At 42.0% G+C, this 21,047-nt stretch carries 16 protein-coding genes and 1 pseudogene; 11 read left to right on the top strand and 6 right to left on the bottom strand.

The window, feature by feature from the left end:
- Nucleotides 1-10: 10 nt before the first annotated feature.
- A complete protein-coding gene (locus tag G5S32_RS05865; protein ID WP_165311137.1) occupies nucleotides 11-472 on the bottom strand; it encodes a methyltransferase family protein in 462 nt (153 codons plus the stop codon).
- Nucleotides 473-573: 101 nt separating this feature from the next.
- On the bottom strand, nucleotides 574-3,612 hold the full coding sequence (gene ydiJ, locus G5S32_RS05860) for a D-2-hydroxyglutarate dehydrogenase YdiJ (RefSeq protein WP_165311136.1): 3,039 nt from the start codon (nucleotides 3,610-3,612) through the stop codon (nucleotides 574-576).
- A 258-nt stretch (nucleotides 3,613-3,870) separates the two neighbouring features.
- On the opposite strand from ydiJ, the gene G5S32_RS05855 reads away from it, so the two are divergent.
- The 5 genes from G5S32_RS05855 to G5S32_RS05835 all read left to right on the top strand — a co-directional run bounded on the left by G5S32_RS05855 (nucleotide 3,871) and on the right by G5S32_RS05835 (nucleotide 7,686).
- Nucleotides 3,871-4,548 carry a DUF3334 family protein gene (locus G5S32_RS05855; protein WP_165311135.1) on the top strand — a complete coding sequence of 226 codons (678 nt, stop codon included), beginning with the start codon at nucleotides 3,871-3,873 and terminating at the stop codon, nucleotides 4,546-4,548.
- A gap of 143 nt (nucleotides 4,549-4,691) precedes the next feature.
- On the top strand, nucleotides 4,692-5,375 hold the full coding sequence (locus G5S32_RS05850) for a DUF2786 domain-containing protein (protein WP_165312724.1): 684 nt from the start codon (nucleotides 4,692-4,694) through the stop codon (nucleotides 5,373-5,375).
- Between the two features lie 118 nt (nucleotides 5,376-5,493).
- Entirely contained in the window at nucleotides 5,494-6,162 is a 669-nt protein-coding gene (locus G5S32_RS05845) for a YiaD family glycine zipper/OmpA-like lipoprotein (RefSeq protein WP_165311134.1), read from the top strand.
- A gap of 236 nt (nucleotides 6,163-6,398) precedes the next feature.
- Nucleotides 6,399-7,337 carry a J domain-containing protein gene (locus G5S32_RS05840; protein WP_165311133.1) on the top strand — a complete coding sequence of 313 codons (939 nt, stop codon included), beginning with the start codon at nucleotides 6,399-6,401 and terminating at the stop codon, nucleotides 7,335-7,337.
- Nucleotides 7,338-7,497: 160 nt separating this feature from the next.
- Nucleotides 7,498-7,686 carry a hypothetical protein gene (locus G5S32_RS05835; protein WP_165311132.1) on the top strand — a complete coding sequence of 63 codons (189 nt, stop codon included), beginning with the start codon at nucleotides 7,498-7,500 and terminating at the stop codon, nucleotides 7,684-7,686.
- A gap of 9 nt (nucleotides 7,687-7,695) precedes the next feature.
- Here the strand turns inward: G5S32_RS05835 and G5S32_RS05830 are convergent, their stop codons facing one another.
- Both G5S32_RS05830 and G5S32_RS05825 read right to left on the bottom strand, forming a co-directional pair.
- Nucleotides 7,696-9,675 (bottom strand): GGDEF domain-containing protein, encoded by a 1,980-nt coding sequence (locus tag G5S32_RS05830; protein ID WP_165311131.1) that lies wholly within the window; start codon nucleotides 9,673-9,675, stop codon nucleotides 7,696-7,698.
- Nucleotides 9,676-9,698: 23 nt separating this feature from the next.
- On the bottom strand, nucleotides 9,699-11,594 hold the full coding sequence (locus tag G5S32_RS05825) for a GGDEF domain-containing protein (protein ID WP_165311130.1): 1,896 nt from the start codon (nucleotides 11,592-11,594) through the stop codon (nucleotides 9,699-9,701).
- 495 nt (nucleotides 11,595-12,089) lie between these two features.
- Between G5S32_RS05825 and G5S32_RS05820 the strand changes: the two genes are divergently transcribed.
- Both G5S32_RS05820 and G5S32_RS05815 read left to right on the top strand, forming a co-directional pair.
- A complete protein-coding gene (locus G5S32_RS05820; protein WP_246201062.1) occupies nucleotides 12,090-12,509 on the top strand; it encodes a hypothetical protein in 420 nt (139 codons plus the stop codon).
- A gap of 321 nt (nucleotides 12,510-12,830) precedes the next feature.
- The gene (locus G5S32_RS05815; RefSeq protein WP_165311129.1) at nucleotides 12,831-13,934 is read left to right on the top strand and encodes a phosphoribosylaminoimidazolesuccinocarboxamide synthase; all 1,104 of its coding nucleotides are present in this window, start codon (nucleotides 12,831-12,833) and stop codon (nucleotides 13,932-13,934) included.
- Nucleotides 13,935-14,023: 89 nt separating this feature from the next.
- On the opposite strand, the gene G5S32_RS05810 is transcribed toward G5S32_RS05815, so the two are convergent.
- Nucleotides 14,024-14,398, bottom strand: a complete 375-nt coding sequence (locus G5S32_RS05810; RefSeq protein ID WP_246201060.1) for a transporter — start codon at nucleotides 14,396-14,398, stop codon at nucleotides 14,024-14,026.
- Between the two features lie 202 nt (nucleotides 14,399-14,600).
- Nucleotides 14,601-16,947: pseudogene (locus tag G5S32_RS05805) on the bottom strand (helicase-related protein).
- A gap of 220 nt (nucleotides 16,948-17,167) precedes the next feature.
- Between G5S32_RS05805 and G5S32_RS05800 the strand changes: the two are divergent.
- The 4 genes from G5S32_RS05800 (at nucleotide 17,168) to G5S32_RS05785 (ending at nucleotide 21,000) form a co-directional block, all read left to right on the top strand.
- Nucleotides 17,168-18,856 carry an NAD-dependent malic enzyme gene (locus G5S32_RS05800; protein WP_165311128.1) on the top strand — a complete coding sequence of 563 codons (1,689 nt, stop codon included), beginning with the start codon at nucleotides 17,168-17,170 and terminating at the stop codon, nucleotides 18,854-18,856.
- 135 nt (nucleotides 18,857-18,991) lie between these two features.
- Entirely contained in the window at nucleotides 18,992-19,315 is a 324-nt protein-coding gene (locus G5S32_RS05795; protein WP_165311127.1) for a DUF3392 domain-containing protein, read from the top strand.
- Nucleotides 19,288-20,091, top strand: coding sequence for a SanA/YdcF family protein (locus G5S32_RS05790; RefSeq protein WP_207621604.1), 804 nt, complete (start codon nucleotides 19,288-19,290; stop codon nucleotides 20,089-20,091). The genes G5S32_RS05795 and G5S32_RS05790 overlap by 28 nt, the downstream gene beginning before the upstream one ends.
- 81 nt (nucleotides 20,092-20,172) lie before the next feature.
- Nucleotides 20,173-21,000 carry a DUF2797 domain-containing protein gene (locus G5S32_RS05785; protein ID WP_165311126.1) on the top strand — a complete coding sequence of 276 codons (828 nt, stop codon included), beginning with the start codon at nucleotides 20,173-20,175 and terminating at the stop codon, nucleotides 20,998-21,000.
- Nucleotides 21,001-21,047 lie beyond the last annotated feature (47 nt).

Genomic DNA, 21,047 nt, shown 5'->3' with positions numbered 1-21,047 from the left:
TGTACAATTTCTATAGCCAACGTCTAACACGAGCTTTGTAAGCAATATACGGCTGACCAAAAATCTGAGTTAATGTTCTTTCCTCGGGTTGTATCTGAAAGCGATTTATATACCAAACGAACGCGAAGCAAGTTAGCAAACTCAATATATTTTGTTGCCAGTATGCGAAACCAATCAAAAGCAGCAGCAATCCTAGATACATCGGATTACGTGAATAGTGGAAAATACCGCTCTCAACGATGGTAGACGCTTCGTGTGGTTTGGTTGGATTCACGGTAGTTTTGGCCTTACGAAACTCATAAATGCCAGCAATGCCGATAAAACCGGCGAGCACGAAGCATACACTCCAAACCAACCCGACATAGGGAAGTGGCACGTGTGCAAAGGTAAAGATATGTGCAAAACGATTAATCAACACCATCGCGATGACAAACACAGCTACAGGTGGGATTTTCAACTCCAGTCGATGCATTGGCTTTCTCCACTAGCACATATTCAATCGATTCACCTAATCGTCTAATCATGATAGATAAAATTAAGCCCGACAATGTCGGGCTTAACTCTTTAGGATATTCAGATTAACTGCAATAACGCTTGTAATGGATGTTTAGGCTTAACATGCTCAAAACGCTTTACCTGACTACGACAAGAGTAGCCGGTAATCAAACAACGTTCTTTCGGCAGTGTTTCCAAACTTGGTTTCCAGCTCAGACCATAAATATCTTTCGACATTTGCAGCTTATCAAGCTCGTGTCCAAAAGTACCTGCCATACCACAACAGCCAACAGGTACAGTTTTTAGCAATCCACCAAAGTGAGCAAAAATTTCACCCCACTCTTTTTCAGCATTCGGTAGTTTGGTCTTTTCAGTACAGTGAGCCAGTAGGTACCACGCTTCACCATTTGTGTTATCTGAAGTAGCAAACTCGGACAAACGCGGTTTCATCCATTCATGAACCGTTAACACGGAGAAATCTCCACGCTTGTCGCCAAGCACTTCTGCGTATTCATCGCGATAGCAAAGTACCAAAGCCGGATCAACGCCAACCATAGGTATTTCAAGATCAGCGACTTTTTCTAGGAAAGCGGCGGTGCTTTCAGCGGTGGCTTTAAACTGCTTCAAGAAACCTTTGATGTGTTGCGCCTTACCGTTTGGCTTAAACGGCAACAACACCGGTTTTTTACCCAGTTTGATTGCTAAAGCGATAAAATCTTCTACTACATCGGCATCATAGTAGCTGGTGAACGGGTCCTGAACGATGATGACATGCTGTTCACGTTCTTCTTTCGAGATACCAGCCAAATACTGCATATCAAAACTTGCTACAGGGTGACGACGTGTACGCTGAGCAAGCGTAGGCACTGTCAGCAAAGGTGCATCAACGTAGCCAACGGTTTTCGCTGTTAAGCTTTGAACCCATTTTTGTTCCAGCATACCGTTAACTAACTTCGGCGCTTTACCCATCAATGGCAGCATGGTTTCAATATTCGCGACTAAATAATCTTTCACAGGGCGCTGGTAGCGCGAGTGATAGATATTTAGGAAACGTGAACGGAAGCTCGGTACGTCAACTTTAATTGGACACTGACTCGCACACGCTTTACATGCTAAACAGCCATTCATCGCTTCATAGACTTCATGAGAGAAATCATACTCATGACGTTGATTAATACGGTTGCGAATTCGGTCAATCATGGTTTTGATCGTCGGCGTCTTAGTCAGGGTTTGCTGTTCCAAATCCAGAATATCAATGCCCTGCTCTGTCAGTTGACGCAGCCATTCACGCACCAGCCCAGCACGCCCTTTCGGCGAGTGACGACGGTCAGCGGTCACTTTCATCGATGGGCACATTGGAGAACTGGTTTCGTAGTTGAAACACAAGCCATTGCCGTTACATTCCATGGCTTGTTTGAAGCTGTCACGAACTTGCACATCGATTTGGCGATCGTAATAGCCGCGCTTTCTGTCTGAAACTTTAACCAGTTCAAAATTGGTATTTAGCGGCGTACAGATTTTACCCGGGTTCATCTTGTTGTGTGGGTCAAAAGCTTCTTTTACGCGGCGCAGTTCAGTAAACAGTTCTTCACCAAAGAATGCCGGGCCATACTCAGAGCGGAAACCTTTACCGTGCTCACCCCACATCAAACCGCCATATTTAGCCACCAGCTTGACCACTTCATCCGATATTTCGTGCATCATCAGCTCTTGCTTAGGATCACACATATCTAATGCTGGGCGAACGTGCAACACACCTGCGTCCACGTGACCAAACATGCCATAAGCAAGTTGTTTCGAATCGAGTAGTTCACGGAATTCAGCAATAAAGTCAGCTAAGTTTTCTGGCGGAACACAAGTATCTTCCGTAAATGGTACAGGTTTAGCACGCCCTTTAGCAGCACCCAACAGACCAACAGCTTTCTTACGCATGTTGTAAATACGGTTGATGCTGGCTAAGTCAGTACACACTTGATAGCCGATAATACCGCTTTGCTGATTGGCTAAAGCTACATCTAAACTGGCAGTCAGTTTCGCAACTAACTCTTCAACTGCTTTTTCATCCTGATCGGCGTATTCAACGATGTTGATACCTTGCATCTCTTTGCCAGGGACATCGGTAATCAGGTCACTAACGCTGTGCCACACGATATCTTCTTTAGCAAGGTTAAGAACTTTAGAGTCAACAGTTTCAACAGACAGAGCATTGGCTTCAACCATTAGTGGCGCATTACGCAATGCAGAATCAAAGCTGTCGTATTTTACGTTTACTAAGGTACGCGCTTTAGGAATACGAGTCAGGTTAAGCTTTGCTTCAGTGATAAACGCCAATGAACCTTCAGCACCACACAACACACGTGTAATGTTGAACTCGCCAGTCTCATCGCTGATAGCATTTTTCAGGTCATAGCCAGTAAGGAAACGGTTAAGAGGCGGAAACTTATCAATAATCTGCTGACGTTTATCACGACATACAGCTTCAGTCACCTTCATGGCTTTAAAAGCATAGTTGCCTTCATCTGGCGTACCATGTGACATGTCTGTTTCGAGAATCGAACCATCAGCGAATACCGCTTGCAGAGACAAAACGTGATCAGAAGTTTTACCGTATTTCAGTGAACCCTGACCAGAGGCGTCAGTATTCACCATACCGCCGATAGTTGCACGGTTACTGGTTGAAAGATCAGGCGAGAAGAAATAGCCGTATGGGCGAACCGCGTCATTGAGTTGATCTTTAATCACACCACTTTGCACACGAACCCAGCCCTCTTCGGCATTAATTTCAAGAATTTGGTTCATGTAACGAGAGAGGTCGACCACAACGCCTTTCGTCAGCGCCTGACCGTTTGTACCGGTACCACCACCGCGAGGAGAGAAAGTCACTCGCTCAAATTCTGGTTTAGAACTTATTTTTCCGATTAGAGCTACATCTTCCGTAGATTTAGGCAAAATCACTGCTTGTGGAAGTTGTTGGTATACACTGTTATCAGTGGCTACTGCCAAACGGCTTGAATATTGGGTTTCGATATCGCCAGTAAAACCGGCAGCTTCTAGTTCATGTAAAAACGTTAAAACAACCGGATCGACATCAGATTGAAGGTGAAGTCTTGGTAACATTTGCTTCCTGCCCGTAAATCGCTGATCCTATCAGCTCTGGGTTATAGGTTAATTATATGAATCTGGTCACTTTACAACATTTGAAAAGGCGATCAAATCAGAATCTCGTTGACAGAGCGAATCAAATCCATTTTTCTAACTGCTCTAATTCGTTTCGCTTGAAAACATAAAGTTACAGCTGTGCAAACGTTTGCCTAATGAGGCTGAACTTAAAGTCGTTATGCATTACCAAGGTCAATTGATCTTTACGGAAAAACTATGAGAAAAAACAAAATCGTAACTACGGAAGATATCCTGCTAAAGCTGTGTCAATCCGTCTCTTCGGTGCTCACTTCAGCCACCAATTCCAACATTAGCTACTCAGCAATGGTCCAGAAAATAAACAAAACTTCTCTTAAACCTGATTTTGGTTGTTTCGTTCTATTTGACGGTGGATTTTCGGGTTTAGTTGTTATCAACTTTACTGCAAAAGCGGCACTTGAGGTTTACACCAACTACATGCGCAGTATGGGTATGCCAGAAGAAGAGCTAGCTATTCTGCATACCTCTGATGAAGTGGGAGATGTTCTAGGTGAACTCATGAACCAATTGGTGGGTGATTTCACCAATAAAATCCGTAAAGAACTTCAAACCAACATTACGCAAAACCAACCCAAAATGTTGTCTCTCAATAAACAAGTCATTCTATCGGTAGATACCAATCTTGACCGCCCTCAAGTACGACGAGTAACTTTCTCTACTGAGAAAAACAACATCTTTTACTTAGAACTTGCCATGGATAAAACTGAATTTATCCAACTTGAAGATTTCGAAGTAAATGAAGATGAGAGCCCAGATACGATTTTAGAAAATGCTCAAAAAGGAATGACAGCACCAAAAGATACTAAACAAGACGAAGACTTAGCGTCAGACCTATTGAACGAACTCGGTTTATAAGCTGCAAAAATAGCAGTTCAAAGTTGCAGCTACCTGGCTGCAACTCTCAATTATACCCTTCCCCTAATGCTGCAAAAACGTTAAAATGTCGGACTTTTCTAATCTCGGTAACTGGTTTTTGGCCTAAAGTTTTTTGAATGTCGATTGATAAAAAGAAAGCCCTGAAAAAGATCGCCAAGTGTTTAGAACTTGGTAACTCAGCAAACGTCAACGAAGCCGCCAATGCAATTAAAATGGCGCACCGTTTAATGCTGAAATATGGCCTCGATAAAGATGATATCGAGTTCATTAAACTAGGCAAAACCCAATCGAGCCATTTACTGCCAGCATCTATTAGCTCAGGTATTTTGCGCATCATTCGTGGCATCAATACCAAATTTGGTGTCGAAGCAGTACTTATCAACCACAAAGGCTTAAAACGCGTAGAGTTCATTGGTGAAGCCGATCGCGCCATCTTTGCCGCTTTTGCTTTTGATATTGTGTACAGAGAAATGAATGAGCACACTGGTCAGTTCCGTAACAGCTTTGCTGGAAGTGGCACATCAACACCGGAGGTGAACCGTCGAGTCAGCTCATTTGTTTCCGGGTGGATTGAAGGTGCGTTAGAAAAGCTACCTGTTATCTCCCCAGATGAAGATTCTGCGAATAAAATTAACGATTATATTGATAAAGAGTTCAAGAATATCGATCGCGAAACCTTTAAACAGCAACTCCGTGAAGCAATGAAAAATCTGACTGCAGACTACGAAGTCGGTCTGAAGAAAGGTCGCAGAGTTTCTGTAAACCGTCCAATTAATGGCGCTCAAGCACCTAAACTATTGAAGTAATACTTTAGCTTGAAGTTTTTCGTCAGTCCTACGTCAAATCAGACCTTACCTAGTTGAACTTCTCCTTCGAATTTTGTTTTATGCATGCGGCAACAAAATAAGACATGGAGTAGATACTTTGAAAAAAATCACATTAGCCCTAGCAGTGGCAATTGCATTATCTGGCTGTCAGGCAACTCAGCGCCAAAATGCTACGACTGGTGAAACTGAAACTAACTCTGCAACTAAAGGTGCTTTAATTGGAGCTCTAGCAGGTGTTGCCGCTGGTCTAGCAACTGGCGATGATGCAAAAGAGCGTCGTAAATATGCACTAATTGGAGCTGCAGGCGGTGCGGCTGTTGGTGGGGGTGTTGGTTACTACTTTGATCAACAAGAAGCAGCTCTGCGTAAAGAACTTTTAAACTCCGGCGTTCAAGTAGAACGTGTTGGTGATAACCAACTCCTTCTTCGTCTTGAAAACGGTATCGGCTTCTCAAGTAACTCACATCAACTTGATTCAAGTATCCACAATACGCTACGTGGCGTTGCTCGTATTCTTGTTGAATACCCTGATACGAGTCTAGTCATTGATGGTCATACCGATAGCACAGGCAGCGACAGCACCAACCAAATCCTATCTGAGCGTCGTGCTGAATCTGTTCGCTCATTCTTAATATCTCAAGGTGTGACAACTGGCCGAGCTATTGCTCGTGGAAACGGTGAGCGCTACCCACTTTGCTCAAACAGTACTGTTGAAGGTCGAGCGTGTAACCGACGCGTTGAGATCCAGATCCTACCGCTAAAATAACAATTAATTATCAAAAATTTAATTAACACAAACGAAGTTTAGCTCACTTCAAAAGATAACCCCGTTTATCTCGCGACAGACTAGCGGTAAGATAGACTTACTTTAAATCCCAGCCATATGCTGGGATTACTCTCTGAAGTGATATACGGAAGGTCACCTTGATTCGAGTGCTAATTGGGCTTATCTCACTTTGCTGCATTTTCTCTTCATACGCAGACTCACTAACTGATAGTCAAATGACAGAGTTGCAACAAAAAGCAAATAGCAACGACCCTGTCGCGCAATATCAATTAGCTCTGAATTACCAAACGGGTAAAGGGGTCCCCCAAAATCTAAGCGAAGCTTTCTACTGGTTTCAGCTAGCTGCCGATAACAACCAGCCTCAAGCTATGTTCCAACTGGCTAAAATGTACTTACAAGGCCATGGCACTGCAGTAAACCTCCCTGAAGGCATTTACTGGCTAACAAAGCTGGCAACACAAGGCGATGCTAAGGCACAGTTTGAATTAGGCGAGCTGTATCAGGATCTGAATGACTCACCTACTCCTCCAGCAATGGCTGAAATTTGGTTTCGTAGTGCTTCAGAATTACTGCCACAAGCCGAACAAGCCTATTCGAAATTACTTGAAGACAAGTTCAATCAGCAAAGGGCAAAACAGGTTTCAGCTATTCAAGAGTTGGATGAAGAAGTCAGGAATCAGGAAGAATTTTTAACTCTGCCTTCCAATTTAGATTTCGATAAATTGAATTGGGCTTATGTCGTTATTTTATCTTCCATCGCTCTTCTACTTATAGTTGCCTCAATCTACCAGAGACAGAAAAAGCAAAGAGTAGATACTGACGCTTTAGATCTGCTAACGGAACAGCAGCAATTACAGCAGAAGCTGACCGAGAGTAACGCTGTAATCAAAAAGCAGAAAAGGCAGCTCGAGACTCTTTACAACGAACTCAAAAAGTCACAAAAAACCCAAATGACTACCGCTCAAGATCAGAAATATCAGTTAGCTTGTGCGCTATTCGGCTACCTCCCTAACCAAGTGCCTGATGAGAAAACAATCAAAGTTCGCTATAAGCAATTATCGAAAATATATCATCCGGATATGAAAGGTAGCGATGACGAAATGAAGCGGCTAAATGGAGCTCTCAAAACCATCCTAAACACTGTTAACAGTTAGTTACACTTATCTCTAGCAATATCTCAAGTCCTTTTAATCACTTAGATTCCGCAATCGATAACATTCTCAATATTACAACATTTAATTAACTTTATTCATTTTTGTATGGCATAATCCGCGCGAAATTAGCGCCTAACCGATGCAGCAGTAAGGAGAAGACATGTTTACTATTGAAGGCGTGTGTGACTGGTGTAAAAAGCCAAGTTTACTACTAACAAAACACGAATACGTTGACGGAAAAACACATAGTTCATGCAAAAGCTGTAATGATTTTGCACGCATGGATGTAAGACAATTCAATATCGCAGAACAAGCAATGAAGGAGCGACAACAACCTCACTCCCTGTGATTCTATAATCTACTGTCGTCTATCCCCATACCTAAACCTGTGTTTAGATTGATACATAGACTGATCAGCAATATTTAGCACATTATCCAGGGGAAGGTTTTTCTCGAAATCAAAAGCCATCCCCGTTGAAACACTCACCAACAAATTAGTCTCGCTGTTCGCTTCATAGAAGCCAAACTCTTTAATGCCCTCAAGCATTCGTTCTGTTTGCTGCACATCACGACTAGTAACCAACACGAATTCATCACCACCGATTCGGTAGGCATCCCCTATCCAAAAACGGCTAATATTGTGTCCAAGTTGCTTCAACACTTTGTCTCCAACTCGATGCCCGTAATTATCATTTATATCTTTGAATTTATTGATATCGAGGTACACAAGAACTTTGCTGTTAGGAAACAGGCTCCCATATTTCTTATACAACGCTAATCGGTTTCTCAATCGAGTCAATTCGTCAGTGGTAGAACGACGATGGAAAACAAATACTACAGAAATGAGAATGGCGATAATAAATAAAAATCGAACAATACTGTTTCTGCTTATTTTCTTTTGGGCTTGTATCGTTGTATACCAGTCTGGTGGATAGTCGTATTTTTTTATGATGCTCTTTTCATTGATTAAATTGAGCGCTTTCGAAAAGAGTTCAGACAACACTCTGCCCTTTTCATCTTTCTGAAATCCAAATCCAAGTTCATACGAATAAAACACCCCGACATCAGTATCTTCTGTTATGGCCAGGACATTTTTTGAGCGTCGCAGCTTGTCATGAAACGCAGCTCGAGTTAATGCGATATAATCAACTTCGCCATTAAGCAGTCCCATTAGCAGATCTTTCTGGGTAGGATAATAATGAAGCTCTTTCTCGGGTAACATGGTTTGAAGCAATGATTCAAAGAAGTTGCCCTCAACAACACCAATGTTTTCGACAAACATTTCTGAAATCGAACGATAAACACCATCTTTATAATTTTTTCTTTTAACAAGAATCGCTTCAGGGCTGTAATACTCATCACTGAAATTGAACAATTCTTTGCGCTGCTCTGTGATCGCAAGTGGTGACAACACATCTATTTCTTTTGCCAACATGCTTTCATACATGCTACTCCAAGATTCCTGCTCGTCACTGACAAGCTGACAATCAATCTGTAATAGATCACACACTTCATAAAGGATGTCTGCGGTGATTCCATCAACATGACCATCCGGATAATAGTTCACGAACAGCTTTATGTTTTCCAACTTCACCTTAAGTGGATATCTCACATCAATGCCACTTGCGATAACTTGTTTGCGCAGAGCCTCTTTTCTTATCAATAGTTGATACTGCTCGATGGATTCTCGAAAGTGACGCTGGAATTCCGCGGTATGTGCGTGTAGTTCTATGAGTTTTAGAAGACTTTGGTTCTTACCTTTAGGCGTCACGATCGATACGGGATGTAACGATAGATGGTCATTAAAAAGATACGCATTGAAGCCTGATAGAACCATATTCTCCAAATGGTTTAATCCATCAACAACTCCATCAATTTGCCGTAAGTTAAGCATCGCAATGGCATCTTCAATGTTTTGATACTCGACAAATTCAATATTGGGAAACTCTTCAGCGATAGTTTTTCTTATCGTCGTGTTCATTGGCACGGCGAGTTTCGATATTTCATCAAGTTCCGGCTTATCTACGGTGAACAGATACACATATTCAATACTGACTGGCAAAGAAAAATCTAATGTGGTTGTTCGCTCTTCAATGAAAGTGACATTAGAGAGAAAATCAACATAGCCTCGGCTTACAGCATTTAGCGCATCGGAGAAACTATCAAAATTGATGTATTCAAACCTTACATCACTCTCTGCTGACACAGAGTCAAACAAAAGCTTGGTCGTGAAATCATCGCATTCCGTGCCCACAAGGTAGGTGGTTTTATGCTTTGCCATCGAGCCAGAACTGATCAGGCAAACAATCAACAATAAAACGGTTTGAAACTTAGACATCGGCTACCTTCAATACCTCAGAATTAAGCCATTTTGGCTTTGTACATTTGAGTGTCGGCAAGATGAATACAGTCATCGAGCGACAAAACACTACCGTCGGAAAGATAGTAGCCATAGGAAATACTGACGTTGAACTTGTTGTTAAGATGGTCAATGAATTTGAATGACCCTATGCTTAACATCATGCCTTCAATGTCTTGTTTTCTGATTTTTCCAATTAAAATGAATTCGTCTCCGCCAATACGGTAACTATCGCAGTTCCAGTGGCGACGGATGTTTTCAGCAATTCTTTTTAATACTTCATCACCAACAGCGTGCCCATAAGTGTCATTAACATTTTTAAATTTGTTAACGTCGAAGTAGACCAAGACTTGGTTTGAATACAAACCGTCTTTGTATTTTTTATAAAGAGCTAAACGGTTTTCTAGCTTGGTTAGACTGTCAGTGATCGACTGTTTATGCCAAATATAAGAAAGAACAATTAATGCAATGATTATTGCCAAGAACAATTGCTGACTTTGCTTTGTGAACCTCTTCTGGCTAAATAGCGTTGTCTGCCAATCTGGCTGATAATCGTATTTTTTTATAATGGCATTCATATCGATCAAGCGAATAGCATCGCTGAAAAGCTCTGAAAGCTTTTTACCTTCGTCATTTTTTTGAAAAGCGATACCAATGCCGTAATTAAAGAAGGTTCCAATCATGTCATCTTCAATAATGGGAAGTATGGTGAGAGTGTCACGAACCAATTCGTTATAGGTCAAACGAGACATGGCAATATAATCAACTTCGTTGGTCATCAACGCTTTCAGTTGATCCTTTGCAGTTGTAAAAATACTGAACGATTTATGTGGAAGCCTACGACTCATAATCGATTCAGACATTCCTCCTCTAATAACTCCAACTCGTTCAGAAATAAGTTCAGATACAGAGCGATAGACACCCTCTTTATATCCATTGCGCTTTACCACGATAAGCTCATTGTTATAAAAGCTCTCGCTCAAATACACGTGCTGTTCTCTGCCTTTTACTAAAGCAATAGGTGACAGAATATCAATCTCGCCGCCAAGCAAGCCTTCATACATTGATTGCCAATCAGTTTCCGGAGCAGTTTCAACAATGCATTCTAAACGCATCAGCTGACACGCTTCATGAATCACATCAGCCGCGATACCAATCACCTTACCATTATCATTCTGCACACCATAACGACGATAATCTTCGACGCTTATAGTAAAAGGCCTACTCACATCAAATTCACTGAGCAAAACTCGCTTTCTAAGTGCTTGTCTTTGTACATCAAACTGATACGTTTCTGCCTTTGCACGCATCAGCATTTGCATTTCTGGCTGGTGAAGATATTCAACGATTTCTTTGAGTACTTTGGTATTTTCAGGCTTCGCCGTAACAATCGATACCGGCTTTAACGGAAATTGATAGTTAAGGAGTTGAGAATGTATACCTGCTAATGCCATAAATCTTAGCTGAGCAGCAGTATCAACAATACCTTCCACTTTGCTACTTTCCAGTAGTTCTTTGGCTTCAGAGATTGTCTGGTATTCAATTACCTCAAGCTTAGGGTTGATATCGAGCATCAACTTAGCGAATATCGTTCCATAAGGTACAGCAATCGAAGACACATCCTTAAAATTCCCTTTTCCTAGCGTAAAGAGATAAGTGTATTCCACGTTCGTAGACGCAGAAAAAATAAGCTTTTTGGCACGCTCTTCGGTGTATGTAATACCAGTCGCAAAGTCGATGTCTCTTGCTAATGTCGCTTCTAATTTTTCAGCGTGTCCGGACAAATAGACAAGTTCAAAGTTGACAGACAAATCTTGAGCTGCTTTTTTCAAAATAGCGGCTGTAACGGCCTCTTCCGCAATAATACCGACACTAAATGTTTGTTGATTTGCAGCCAAAGCATTACCTACCAGGCAAGCCAGAAGATAGAAAAAATGTTTTATATGAAGAAAGCTTTGGAATTTTGGCATTCGCTACTTTGAAATAATTGGTAACAGTAACGATTTTAAATTAAACAGGCTAAAGCAGCCTATAGAGGCCGTCGTAGGAATATTCTCTAAATTTTGATGAATCTGAGTAATGGAACTGTACGGAATATAGAACAAATGAATGTTCTATATGTGAATTTATTGATTAGATTGAACAACCCGATACCACTACTGTATATACACCTCATACCCCAACATTTTTTAATCTACCACTGTACAACCATAACACATTTCTCACTTAAACCTGTCTCACGCACACTGATAAAAAACATTTAATTACAATCAGTTAAATAAAGACACGTGACTATTAGCTCAAATTTCCCACAAAAATCGTAATTATTTCTTGATCAGTATTCGGTTTGATACTACTGTATACACATACAGCATGTATAAAGGGACAGTGTTATGCTAAATCATGAATTGCCAGTAAACAAATCATTCGGTGTTGAAACCAACGTAACTCGTTTTGGAAATCCGGCGTTTAACCATTCATATTCGGCAGCGAAAAGCGCAGATATGCTTACTCGCCTTTCAAGGCTTTCTCAGTATAAACAATGGATATTGTTTACGGGTGAATGCCCTCGCCCTCAATACAATGAATTGGCAGCACATCAAATACATTGCAGTAGAATTATTCATATGAAACCGTCGCAATCACAGTCGGAAATCACCATCGTGATGAAAGCGATTCAATCGGGCAACGCAAGCGCAGTTGTCGCTTCTGGCAATATCGATTTTGTTAGCCAAAAACTATTGAAACAACTGGCAACTGAACATAACTGCGAAGTGTTTTTCTTAGAACCAACTGCACCCCAATTTCACTGATATCTATCACTGTCTTTTGCCCTCTGTTACAGAGGGCTTTTCTACCCTTGTTATAACTACGCCTCCCCTGCTGACTCTACATCCGACTTTTATTTTGCCGATATTTCCTGCAAGCTGTTTTTTGCGTAATCTCAACCCACAAAAAGATATTTAAGCAAACGTTTGCTTTTTATCTGGCGACATAAATTAGTTCTGGTATGATGCGCGCAGTAATTGATATCTCACTGTGCTTAGATATCTTCTTTCTATACCCAAACAATTTGCACAACCGTGTTTAAGAGGAAGGGTATATGACGTTTGAAATAAGATAGGAATGTCTCCATGAGCCTTGCTGACCAAGTTCTTGCCGTCAACGACGATCTCCCAATTCGTACCCACCAGCCTGTCCATAGCGGAAAAGTTCGTTCTGTATACTGGCTAACTGAAGAAGACAGCCGTCGCCTTATTCAAGAAAAAGGTTATGACGTGGCTGAAGATGCCCCACTTGCGATCATGGTGATTAGCGATCGCATCTCTGCATTCGATTGTATTTGGCACGCGGAAGGTGGTATTGCAGGCGTTCCGGGCAAAGGCGCAGCACTCAATGCTATCTCTAACCATTGGTTCAAACTGTTTAAAGACAACGGACTTGCTGATAGTCACATTCTAGACATCCCTCATCCGTTTGTTTGGATTGTTCAAAAAGCGAAACCAATTAAGATCGAAGCCATTTGTCGTCAATACATCACAGGTTCAATGTGGCGTGCGTATGCAAAAGGTGAACGCGAGTTCTGCGGTATTGAGCTACCTGAAGGTCTACAAAAAGACAAAGCACTTCCAGATCTACTCATGACACCTTCAACTAAAGGTATTCTGAAAGGTATTCCAGGTGTTCCTGAAGCTGATGATGTAAACATTACCCGCAAGAATATTGAAGATAACTTCGCGGCATTCAACTTCAGCAAAGCTGAAGATATTGCTCTATATGAAAAGCTGCTGAAAGACGGCTTTGGCGTTATAAGCCAAGCACTAAAAGAGATTGGGCAGATTTTCGTTGATACTAAATTTGAATTTGGCTACGTGACTGATGCCAACGGCTCGGAAAAGTTGATCTACATGGACGAAGTAGGTACACCTGATTCATCGCGTATTTGGGATGAAGCTCAGTACTTACAAGGCAATATTGTTGAAAACTCGAAAGAAGGTTTTCGCCAGTTCCTACTAAACTATTTCCCTGATCCAGATATTCTATTAAACAAAGATCGTATGCCTGAACGCGAAGCTCTTGCTCGCGATAATGCATTACCTTTAGATGCACTAATGGACATTTCTCGTACTTACTTGGGTATTGCTGAAAAGATTGTTGGCCACAAAATCGAGCTAAGTGATAATCCAAAACAAGAGATTATCCAGATCCTTGATGCACAATATGGTCTAATTGATTAATCGTTTTATATTGTAAAAAAGGGCACTTAACTATTTGTTTCTATAGGAAACGATTTAGTTAAGTGCCCTTTTTATTCCTGAATAATTTGTTATAACGTGATTATAAACTCATCTTGTTTGCCCACTTTAATATGAACATCACAGCCAGCTTGAATATGCTCAATCTGCTGCTCATCCAACGCATAAGGCATAACAAGCTTTATTTCCTCAATTCCTTCACGCTTAGCCAACTTCACAAGATCAATGAGATTCGATTCATCGCTGTGATTACTTGATAAACGTTTTAATGCGTTTTCCCAAAGCCTTTCTTCTGGCGTTTTGCTGTCTTTAACTGCTTCGTTCCACACCATACCAAAAACCGGAGTAAACGATTTAAGCGCTTCAGAGAAAGTCCACTTCTTAGAACTTGAGGTTCCTAAAAATGTGGTGTAGTCAAACACTGCGCAAATTCGTTGTTTATCCATTCTGTCCCCCGACATAATTGGCAACACAGTGTTCTCAATATTAGACAACCCTAACTTTATAGCAATACGATATAAAAAAACGTTCTTTTATACCCTTATTTTCAATGGCACTGATATATAAAAACCAAACTAGTAACAAAAAGTCACTATAGCGATCAACAACCTATGCCTGAATGATTAATATTTCAGGAATCAAACATAATTATCGAACATCAACGACTCTGCTCGCTTTACGATACTGCACCCGAAAACCGGACCAACGAGGTAGCTCCCAGCGCTTGGGATCACCTCTGCGCAAGCCACTTTGATAAACCACGTAGACCAGTTTTCGTTTCACGTGATACTCAACCTGTAGTTGAATATCATTTAGGGTAATTGCTAGGGGGTATAACTCTGAGAACTCTTCTTTTTGCCAATAAGGGATACCGTCGAAAGGGAAATCTTCGCCAGTGAACATTTCTAATTCTTCAAGCGAGCTAATACCTAATGATCTCAGCTGCTGCTCAAACCAAACATCAAAGGTGAGATCCTGATGCTCGTTAGCACGTTCATCTAAACCTAATTCAACATAGATTTTCCACAGTTCAATATCTTCGCTACGCTGCTTAGCGAAATCAGGGAAACACTCGCCTTTTTTTACCGCTTCTATCATTGATTGAAGCGCATACTCACCGCTGGCTTCTACGTTTCTGGACTTAATCACACGCCCAGCGTATACAAGTTGTTGCTCAGACATTAACAAACCGTCAGCAACATTAGTTTCCATCTGTTTCCAAAGCCCAAGGTCTAACGCCTCAATCATTTCAAACGAAATTGGCATAGTTACTGTTGCTAATGTGAGTGTTTGTTTCACTCCGCGGCCTGGCAGACTATGTTGGTCAAGAACTATTGCTGCTTCTGCTTTGTCTGCAAATCGACTATTGCGTCCAATAAGAACTTCCATTTGCCCATTCGCCAATGCTTCTTTACGTCTCTCTCTTCGCACAAACACCAATTCTGGATGTAAAGTAGCAATCACTTCTGTAAGTGATTGATGCTGATAACGAGAAGCCACTTCTAATTGAGGAAGCCCGTAAATCACCCGCATTTGTTCTGAGAGACCTCGAGCTTCGTTCAGTGCATCTTCATCTGCGTTCACTGCTGAAAATTTTCGTCCCCGAACTAGTTGAATCAACAGTTGACCATCGCAGCAGTTAGGCTCTTCTTGATTGAGTTTTTCTAGCTCTTCTTCGTTCGACGAAAGCTGATATAAAGAAGCAGGGACTGATAACGCAGCAGCAAGGTCGATCATCGCCTCTTTCAGCACTTTGCTTTCAATACGTGCAACCATATCTGCGTATAGTGCATCTACTGGTAATGGCGCAATTTGAATACCATGTTCAGTGATATCTCCGAACTCATTGATCGCTTTCATTCCAGTAAGAATGTTTGTCGCTTGTATAAGCGTTTTATCGGGTAAGGGTTCTAGAAAATTCAGATCAGACAAGCGCACTCCACAGCTTGCTGCGGCTAACATTGGTTCAACTAGTTCCTCACGCAGCAAAGAAGGAGGCGTCACTGTCTCAAGAGCGGCATGCTGCCCATAAAGACGAATTGCTATACCGTGCATAACACGCCCTGCTCTACCACTTCTTTGTTTGGCACTTGCATGTGAAATATGTTTTAAGATGAGCGTAGTTCGTCCGTTACGCTGTTCATTTCGACGCTCTAAACCACTATCAATGACTACAGCGATATTCGGAATGGTGAGAGAAGTTTCAGCCACGTTGGTGGCGAGCACCACTTTTTGGCGCGATTGTTGATTGAGAGCTATCGCTCGTTCTACGTCGGAAACAGAAGCATGAAGCGGAGCTATTACAATACCTTCGATACAATGAAGTGCTTGCCAACACTGCTGAATTTCTTTACGCCCAGGAAGAAAGACTAAGATATCCGCCTCGGTTCTTGTCAACGCAGCGATGACTTCTTGCTTAACTCGCTCATCAAGATGGCGAGCATCTGGCAACTGCCTCGAGTCCGAAGATCGATATTCCACCGTCACATCGTAGACACGACCTTCTGCTCTTAACCGTACTGCATTTAAATACTGGACTAAACGCTCACTCTCTAGAGTTGCTGAAGTAACAATTAATCGTATTCTCTGTTGCTGCTTAAGCAAGGCAACGAATAAATCGGTATCCCAGCGCCTTTCATGGAATTCATCCACCATAACGATGTTGAAGCTTGCCAGTTTATCTTCAGCAAACCAACGTAATAACCCCTGGCGTAACAAAAACAACCTTTGACTCTTCACTGAAGCGATTTTCCAATTTAATAGAGTAACCGATGCTTTCTCCGACCTGTTCTTGGCGCAGTATTGCCAGATATTCAGCAAGAGAGGTACACGCAATTCGGCGAGGTTCGATGACAAGCACTCTACCAAGTTCACTGGCCCAAATAGGTAAGCATATCGACTTGCCTGAGCCAGTTTCCGCTTCAACAATGGTAGGAGACTGGTTGAGAGTCGTTAAGAATGTATCTTTTAAAGGCAGAATAGGAAGAAACGACATAATAATTAACGAGATAAAATCAAAGTCAGATTAATGGAATACCACGAATACAGGTTCTAAGTAACGTTGAACAAAAACAATTAAACTGCGATTAGCTTCAGGCTACCCAGAATAAAGCAGCATAATGTTCTGAAGTCTGTTGGTTGTCTATTTACAAGACAGTCTCCAAGCCGTTATCATTTTTCTGTCAACCTTCTCACATTTAATCCATAGGCTAAAAATGAATAACGACAAACGCCCTCTGTATATTTCTTATGCTGGGCCAGCTCTATTGAGCACCCCGCTACTGAATAAAGGTAGCGGTTTCTCAGCGGAAGAACGTGCACAGTTCAATCTGGAAGGGCTATTGCCTGAAACAACCGAAACAATACAGGAACAAGTGGTTCGTGCCTACCAACAATATTGTAGCTTCGTCAACGATATGGATAAGCACATCTACTTGCGTAACATCCAAGACACCAACGAAACCCTATTCTACCGATTAGTGCAAAACCACATCTCTGAGATGATGCCAATCATCTATACGCCAACCGTTGGCGCTGCATGTGAAAACTTTTCGAACATCTACCGTCGTGGTCGTGGCCTTTTCATCTCTTACTCTAACCGTGACCGTATCGACGACCTGCTAAACAACGCAGCAAACCACAACGTTAAAGTTATTGTTGTTACTGATGGCGAACGTATCTTAGGTTTAGGCGACCAAGGCATCGGTGGTATGGGCATTCCAATCGGTAAGCTGTCTCTCTATACCGCATGTGGTGGTATCAGTCCTGCGTACACCCTGCCAATCGTGCTCGATGTGGGTACAAACAACCCACAACGTCTGGCAGACCCAATGTACATGGGCTGGCGCCACCCACGGATCACCGGCCCAGATTACGATCATTTCGTCGATGAGTTTATTCAAGCAGTACAACACCGCTGGCCAGATGCACTAATCCAGTTTGAAGACTTTGCACAGAAAAATGCGATGCCTCTACTAGAGCGCTATAAAGACCGTATTTGCTGCTTTAACGATGACATTCAAGGTACTGCCGCGATTACTGTTGGCTCGCTATTAGCCGCTTGTAAAGCCGCTGGTACACAGCTGTGTGAACAGCGCGTAACCTTCCTTGGTGCAGGTTCAGCGGGCTGCGGTATTGCGGAAGCTATCATTGCTCAAATGGTGTCGGAAGGCATTTCTGATCAACAAGCTCGTTCACAGGTATACATGGTTGACCGTTGGGGCTTACTGGAAGAAGGCATGCCTAACCTGCTTGATTTCCAACAAAAACTGGTTCAGAAGAAATCCAACACCAAAGAGTGGGTTTCTGAAAACAATGGTTATTCATTGTTGGAAGTGGTTCGCAATGCAAAACCGACAGTTCTTGTCGGAGTTTCTGGTGCACCGGGTCTGTTCAGTGAAGAAGTGATTAAAGAGATGCATCTGCACTGCCCTCGTCCGATTGTATTCCCATTATCGAACCCAACAAGCCGTGTGGAAGCAACACCGAGTGATATTATCCGTTGGACAAACGGTGAAGCATTGGTAGCCACAGGCAGCCCGTTTGAACCAGTAGTGCATGAAGGTAAAACTTACCCAATCGCACAATGTAACAACAGCTATATCTTCCCAGGTATTGGTCTCGGTGTTCTGGCTGTGGGCGCAAAACGTGTAACTGATGCGATGTTGATGGAATCAAGCCGCGCATTAGCCACCTGTTCACCATTAGCCATCAACGGTCACGGTCCATTGCTACCGCCACTAGAAGCCATCCACTCAGTTTCTAAGAAAATTGCATTTGCAGTTGCGAAGAAAGCGATTGAGCAAGGTGTAGCACTTGAGATTACGGATGAAGCATTAGAACTGGCTATCGACAACCATTTCTGGCAACCAACGTATCGCCGCTACAAACGAACAGCGTTCTAATTTATACCTAAGCCCCCTCAAACTTAACTCTGGGGGCTTTTTGTTTGACCAACAACCATCCACTTGGTAAATGGTTACCTACTTGATGAATAACTATCTATTTACGATATAACTATACGTTTTGGAACATAAAACATGCTGAGTTTCTTTGCTCCTGCTGGACACTACATTACCCCTTATCTTAGCGATATTTCTGTTGCCTTAGTCGCTTGCTTGCTGGTTATGCTTGGTGGTGAAATTAATGCTTTATTACGCCGTATTATGGGTAATCAGCACTTTATTTTTAGAACCATCGCCTTTATCTTAGTCAATGCATTTGGTTACGGATTGATTATCATCAAAGCAAGCCCTTACTTAGCTCGGACACTCTCTAACTTAGAACGGGGCATGATGTTTTGTTTAGTCACAGGCAGTTTCGTTGTAATTGGATTATGGGCTCAAAAACATCGTCAAATCTAAAGTTGAATTCTCTGAATATGCACATGCATAAGTTTAAGTGTGACAATATAAAAGGCATGTCTTTACTTAAGCATGGGCTACAACTTATCTTAGTCTTATTAATGCTAAGTGCTCTGTCCGTATATGGTATAGATCGGTGGGTAAGTTGGAAAAGCAAAGATCATATCATCAGCGATATTACTCAGGTTCCTGAATTTCAGGTGGCTGTTGTTTTGGGCACCAGTAAGTATTTGGGCAAGACGCTCAACGAGTATTACTCTCACCGTATTAATGCTGCGATTTCACTCTACGAACTGGGTAAAGTGAGTCGATTTCTGCTAAGTGGTGATAATGCTCATCGTTCTTACAACGAACCGTGGACGATGAAGAGAGATTTGCTTAAAGCAGGTATACCCGAAGGTAATATTTTCCTCGATTACGCAGGGTTCCGAACCTTAGACTCCATCGTTCGCGCCAAAACAATTTTTGATACCGATAACTTCTTAATTATCACTCAACGCTTTCATTGTGAACGAGCACTGTTCATTGCTCAGTATCATGACATCAATGCCACTTGCTTAGCAGTTTCCGACCCTATTAACCATTCGGGTATTAAAACCCGTACTCGCGAAGTGTTCGCGCGCACAAAAGCGTTTTTCGATCTCTATATCTTCAATACCCAACCTAAGTTCTTAGGACCTAAAGAACCAATCATCATTGAGCCGACGAATACAACGTCTGTTGATGAAATAGTAGAAGAGCAGGCCGAACCGTCAAATAAGAACGACTCTCAATAGGTTTTTCCTTTCAATTATTCGTTTTTTGTCGCCATCTTTTTTGTTAAAGTTGGCGCAAACTAATAGAAAATGAGTAATGTCATGTCTGTCATCGCATCTGGCGTATTAAACAAAATGCGCGCTGAGCTGGGCGAAACTGTCCACTACCAATTGCCTGTCGGAGAAGGTTTTGTCGACCTAAATCCTTTTATCAATAAGCCGATCACGCTCAAACACACGGGCAATATCTTCTGTTGTTCATGCGGCAAAAAGACTAAGAAAAGTTATTCGCAAGGGCACTGCTTTGTGTGCATGACCAAGCTAGCAAGCTGCGACATGTGCATCATGAAACCAGAGACTTGTCACTTTGACCAAGGTACATGTCGTGAACCGGACTGGGCACAAGATCATTGCATGGTTGACCATTATGTCTACTTGTCTAACACATCCAGTTTGAAAGTTGGTATTACTCGTCACACACAAATTCCTACTCGTTGGATTGACCAAGGCGCGACACAAGGGTTACCTATCTACAAGGTAAAAACTCGACATATTTCTGGTTTGATTGAAGTTGAACTGGCTAAACACATTGCCGACAAAACAAACTGGCGTACGCTGCTCAAAGGCAACGGTGAACCACTACCCTTAGAGGAACAATTCACTAAACTTCGCCCACTGTTAGAAGAAAAAATCGCTGAGCTAAAACAACGATTTGGTGAGGATGCCATTGAAGAAATCGGCGCTCAAATTACCGATATTCAATACCCTGTTGAGGTGTTTCCAACCAAAATCGCTTCGCACAACTTCGACAAAGAGCCTGTAGTTAGCGGTATCTTGCAAGGTATTAAAGGTCAGTACCTTATCCTTGATACAGGTGTTATTAACATTCGTAAATTCACTTCTTATGAAGTCGAAGTGAGTGCTGAATAAACTCCGTTTATGAATAGACTCTATTTATAAAAAAGAAGAGACTCGGT

The sequence above is a fragment of the Vibrio ziniensis genome (genome assembly GCF_011064285.1).
GTDB classification, from domain to species: domain Bacteria; phylum Pseudomonadota; class Gammaproteobacteria; order Enterobacterales; family Vibrionaceae; genus Vibrio; species Vibrio ziniensis.
Note: the sequence above shows the minus strand (reverse complement) of the source record. Positions and strands in the feature narration are given on the sequence as shown.

What these genes read in the sequence shown, in the direction of transcription:
- G5S32_RS05855 (WP_165311135.1), top strand. Translation starts at nt 3,871, where the DNA reads ATGAGAAAAAACAAAATCGTAACTACGGAAGATATCCTGCTAAAGCTG.
- G5S32_RS05840 (WP_165311133.1), top strand. Translation starts at nt 6,399, where the DNA reads ATGACAGAGTTGCAACAAAAAGCAAATAGCAACGACCCTGTCGCGCAA.
- G5S32_RS05800 (WP_165311128.1), top strand. Translation starts at nt 17,168, where the DNA reads ATGAATAACGACAAACGCCCTCTGTATATTTCTTATGCTGGGCCAGCT.
- G5S32_RS05785 (WP_165311126.1), top strand. Translation starts at nt 20,173, where the DNA reads ATGTCTGTCATCGCATCTGGCGTATTAAACAAAATGCGCGCTGAGCTG.
- G5S32_RS05810 (WP_246201060.1), bottom strand. Translation starts at nt 14,398, where the DNA reads ATGGATAAACAACGAATTTGCGCAGTGTTTGACTACACCACATTTTTA.
- ydiJ (WP_165311136.1), bottom strand. Translation starts at nt 3,612, where the DNA reads ATGTTACCAAGACTTCACCTTCAATCTGATGTCGATCCGGTTGTTTTA.
- G5S32_RS05820 (WP_246201062.1), top strand. Translation starts at nt 12,090, where the DNA reads ATGCTAAATCATGAATTGCCAGTAAACAAATCATTCGGTGTTGAAACC.
- G5S32_RS05795 (WP_165311127.1), top strand. Translation starts at nt 18,992, where the DNA reads ATGCTGAGTTTCTTTGCTCCTGCTGGACACTACATTACCCCTTATCTT.
- G5S32_RS05830 (WP_165311131.1), bottom strand. Translation starts at nt 9,675, where the DNA reads ATGTCTAAGTTTCAAACCGTTTTATTGTTGATTGTTTGCCTGATCAGT.
- G5S32_RS05815 (WP_165311129.1), top strand. Translation starts at nt 12,831, where the DNA reads ATGAGCCTTGCTGACCAAGTTCTTGCCGTCAACGACGATCTCCCAATT.
- G5S32_RS05865 (WP_165311137.1), bottom strand. Translation starts at nt 472, where the DNA reads ATGCATCGACTGGAGTTGAAAATCCCACCTGTAGCTGTGTTTGTCATC.
- G5S32_RS05790 (WP_207621604.1), top strand. Translation starts at nt 19,288, where the DNA reads ATGGGCTCAAAAACATCGTCAAATCTAAAGTTGAATTCTCTGAATATG.
- G5S32_RS05835 (WP_165311132.1), top strand. Translation starts at nt 7,498, where the DNA reads ATGTTTACTATTGAAGGCGTGTGTGACTGGTGTAAAAAGCCAAGTTTA.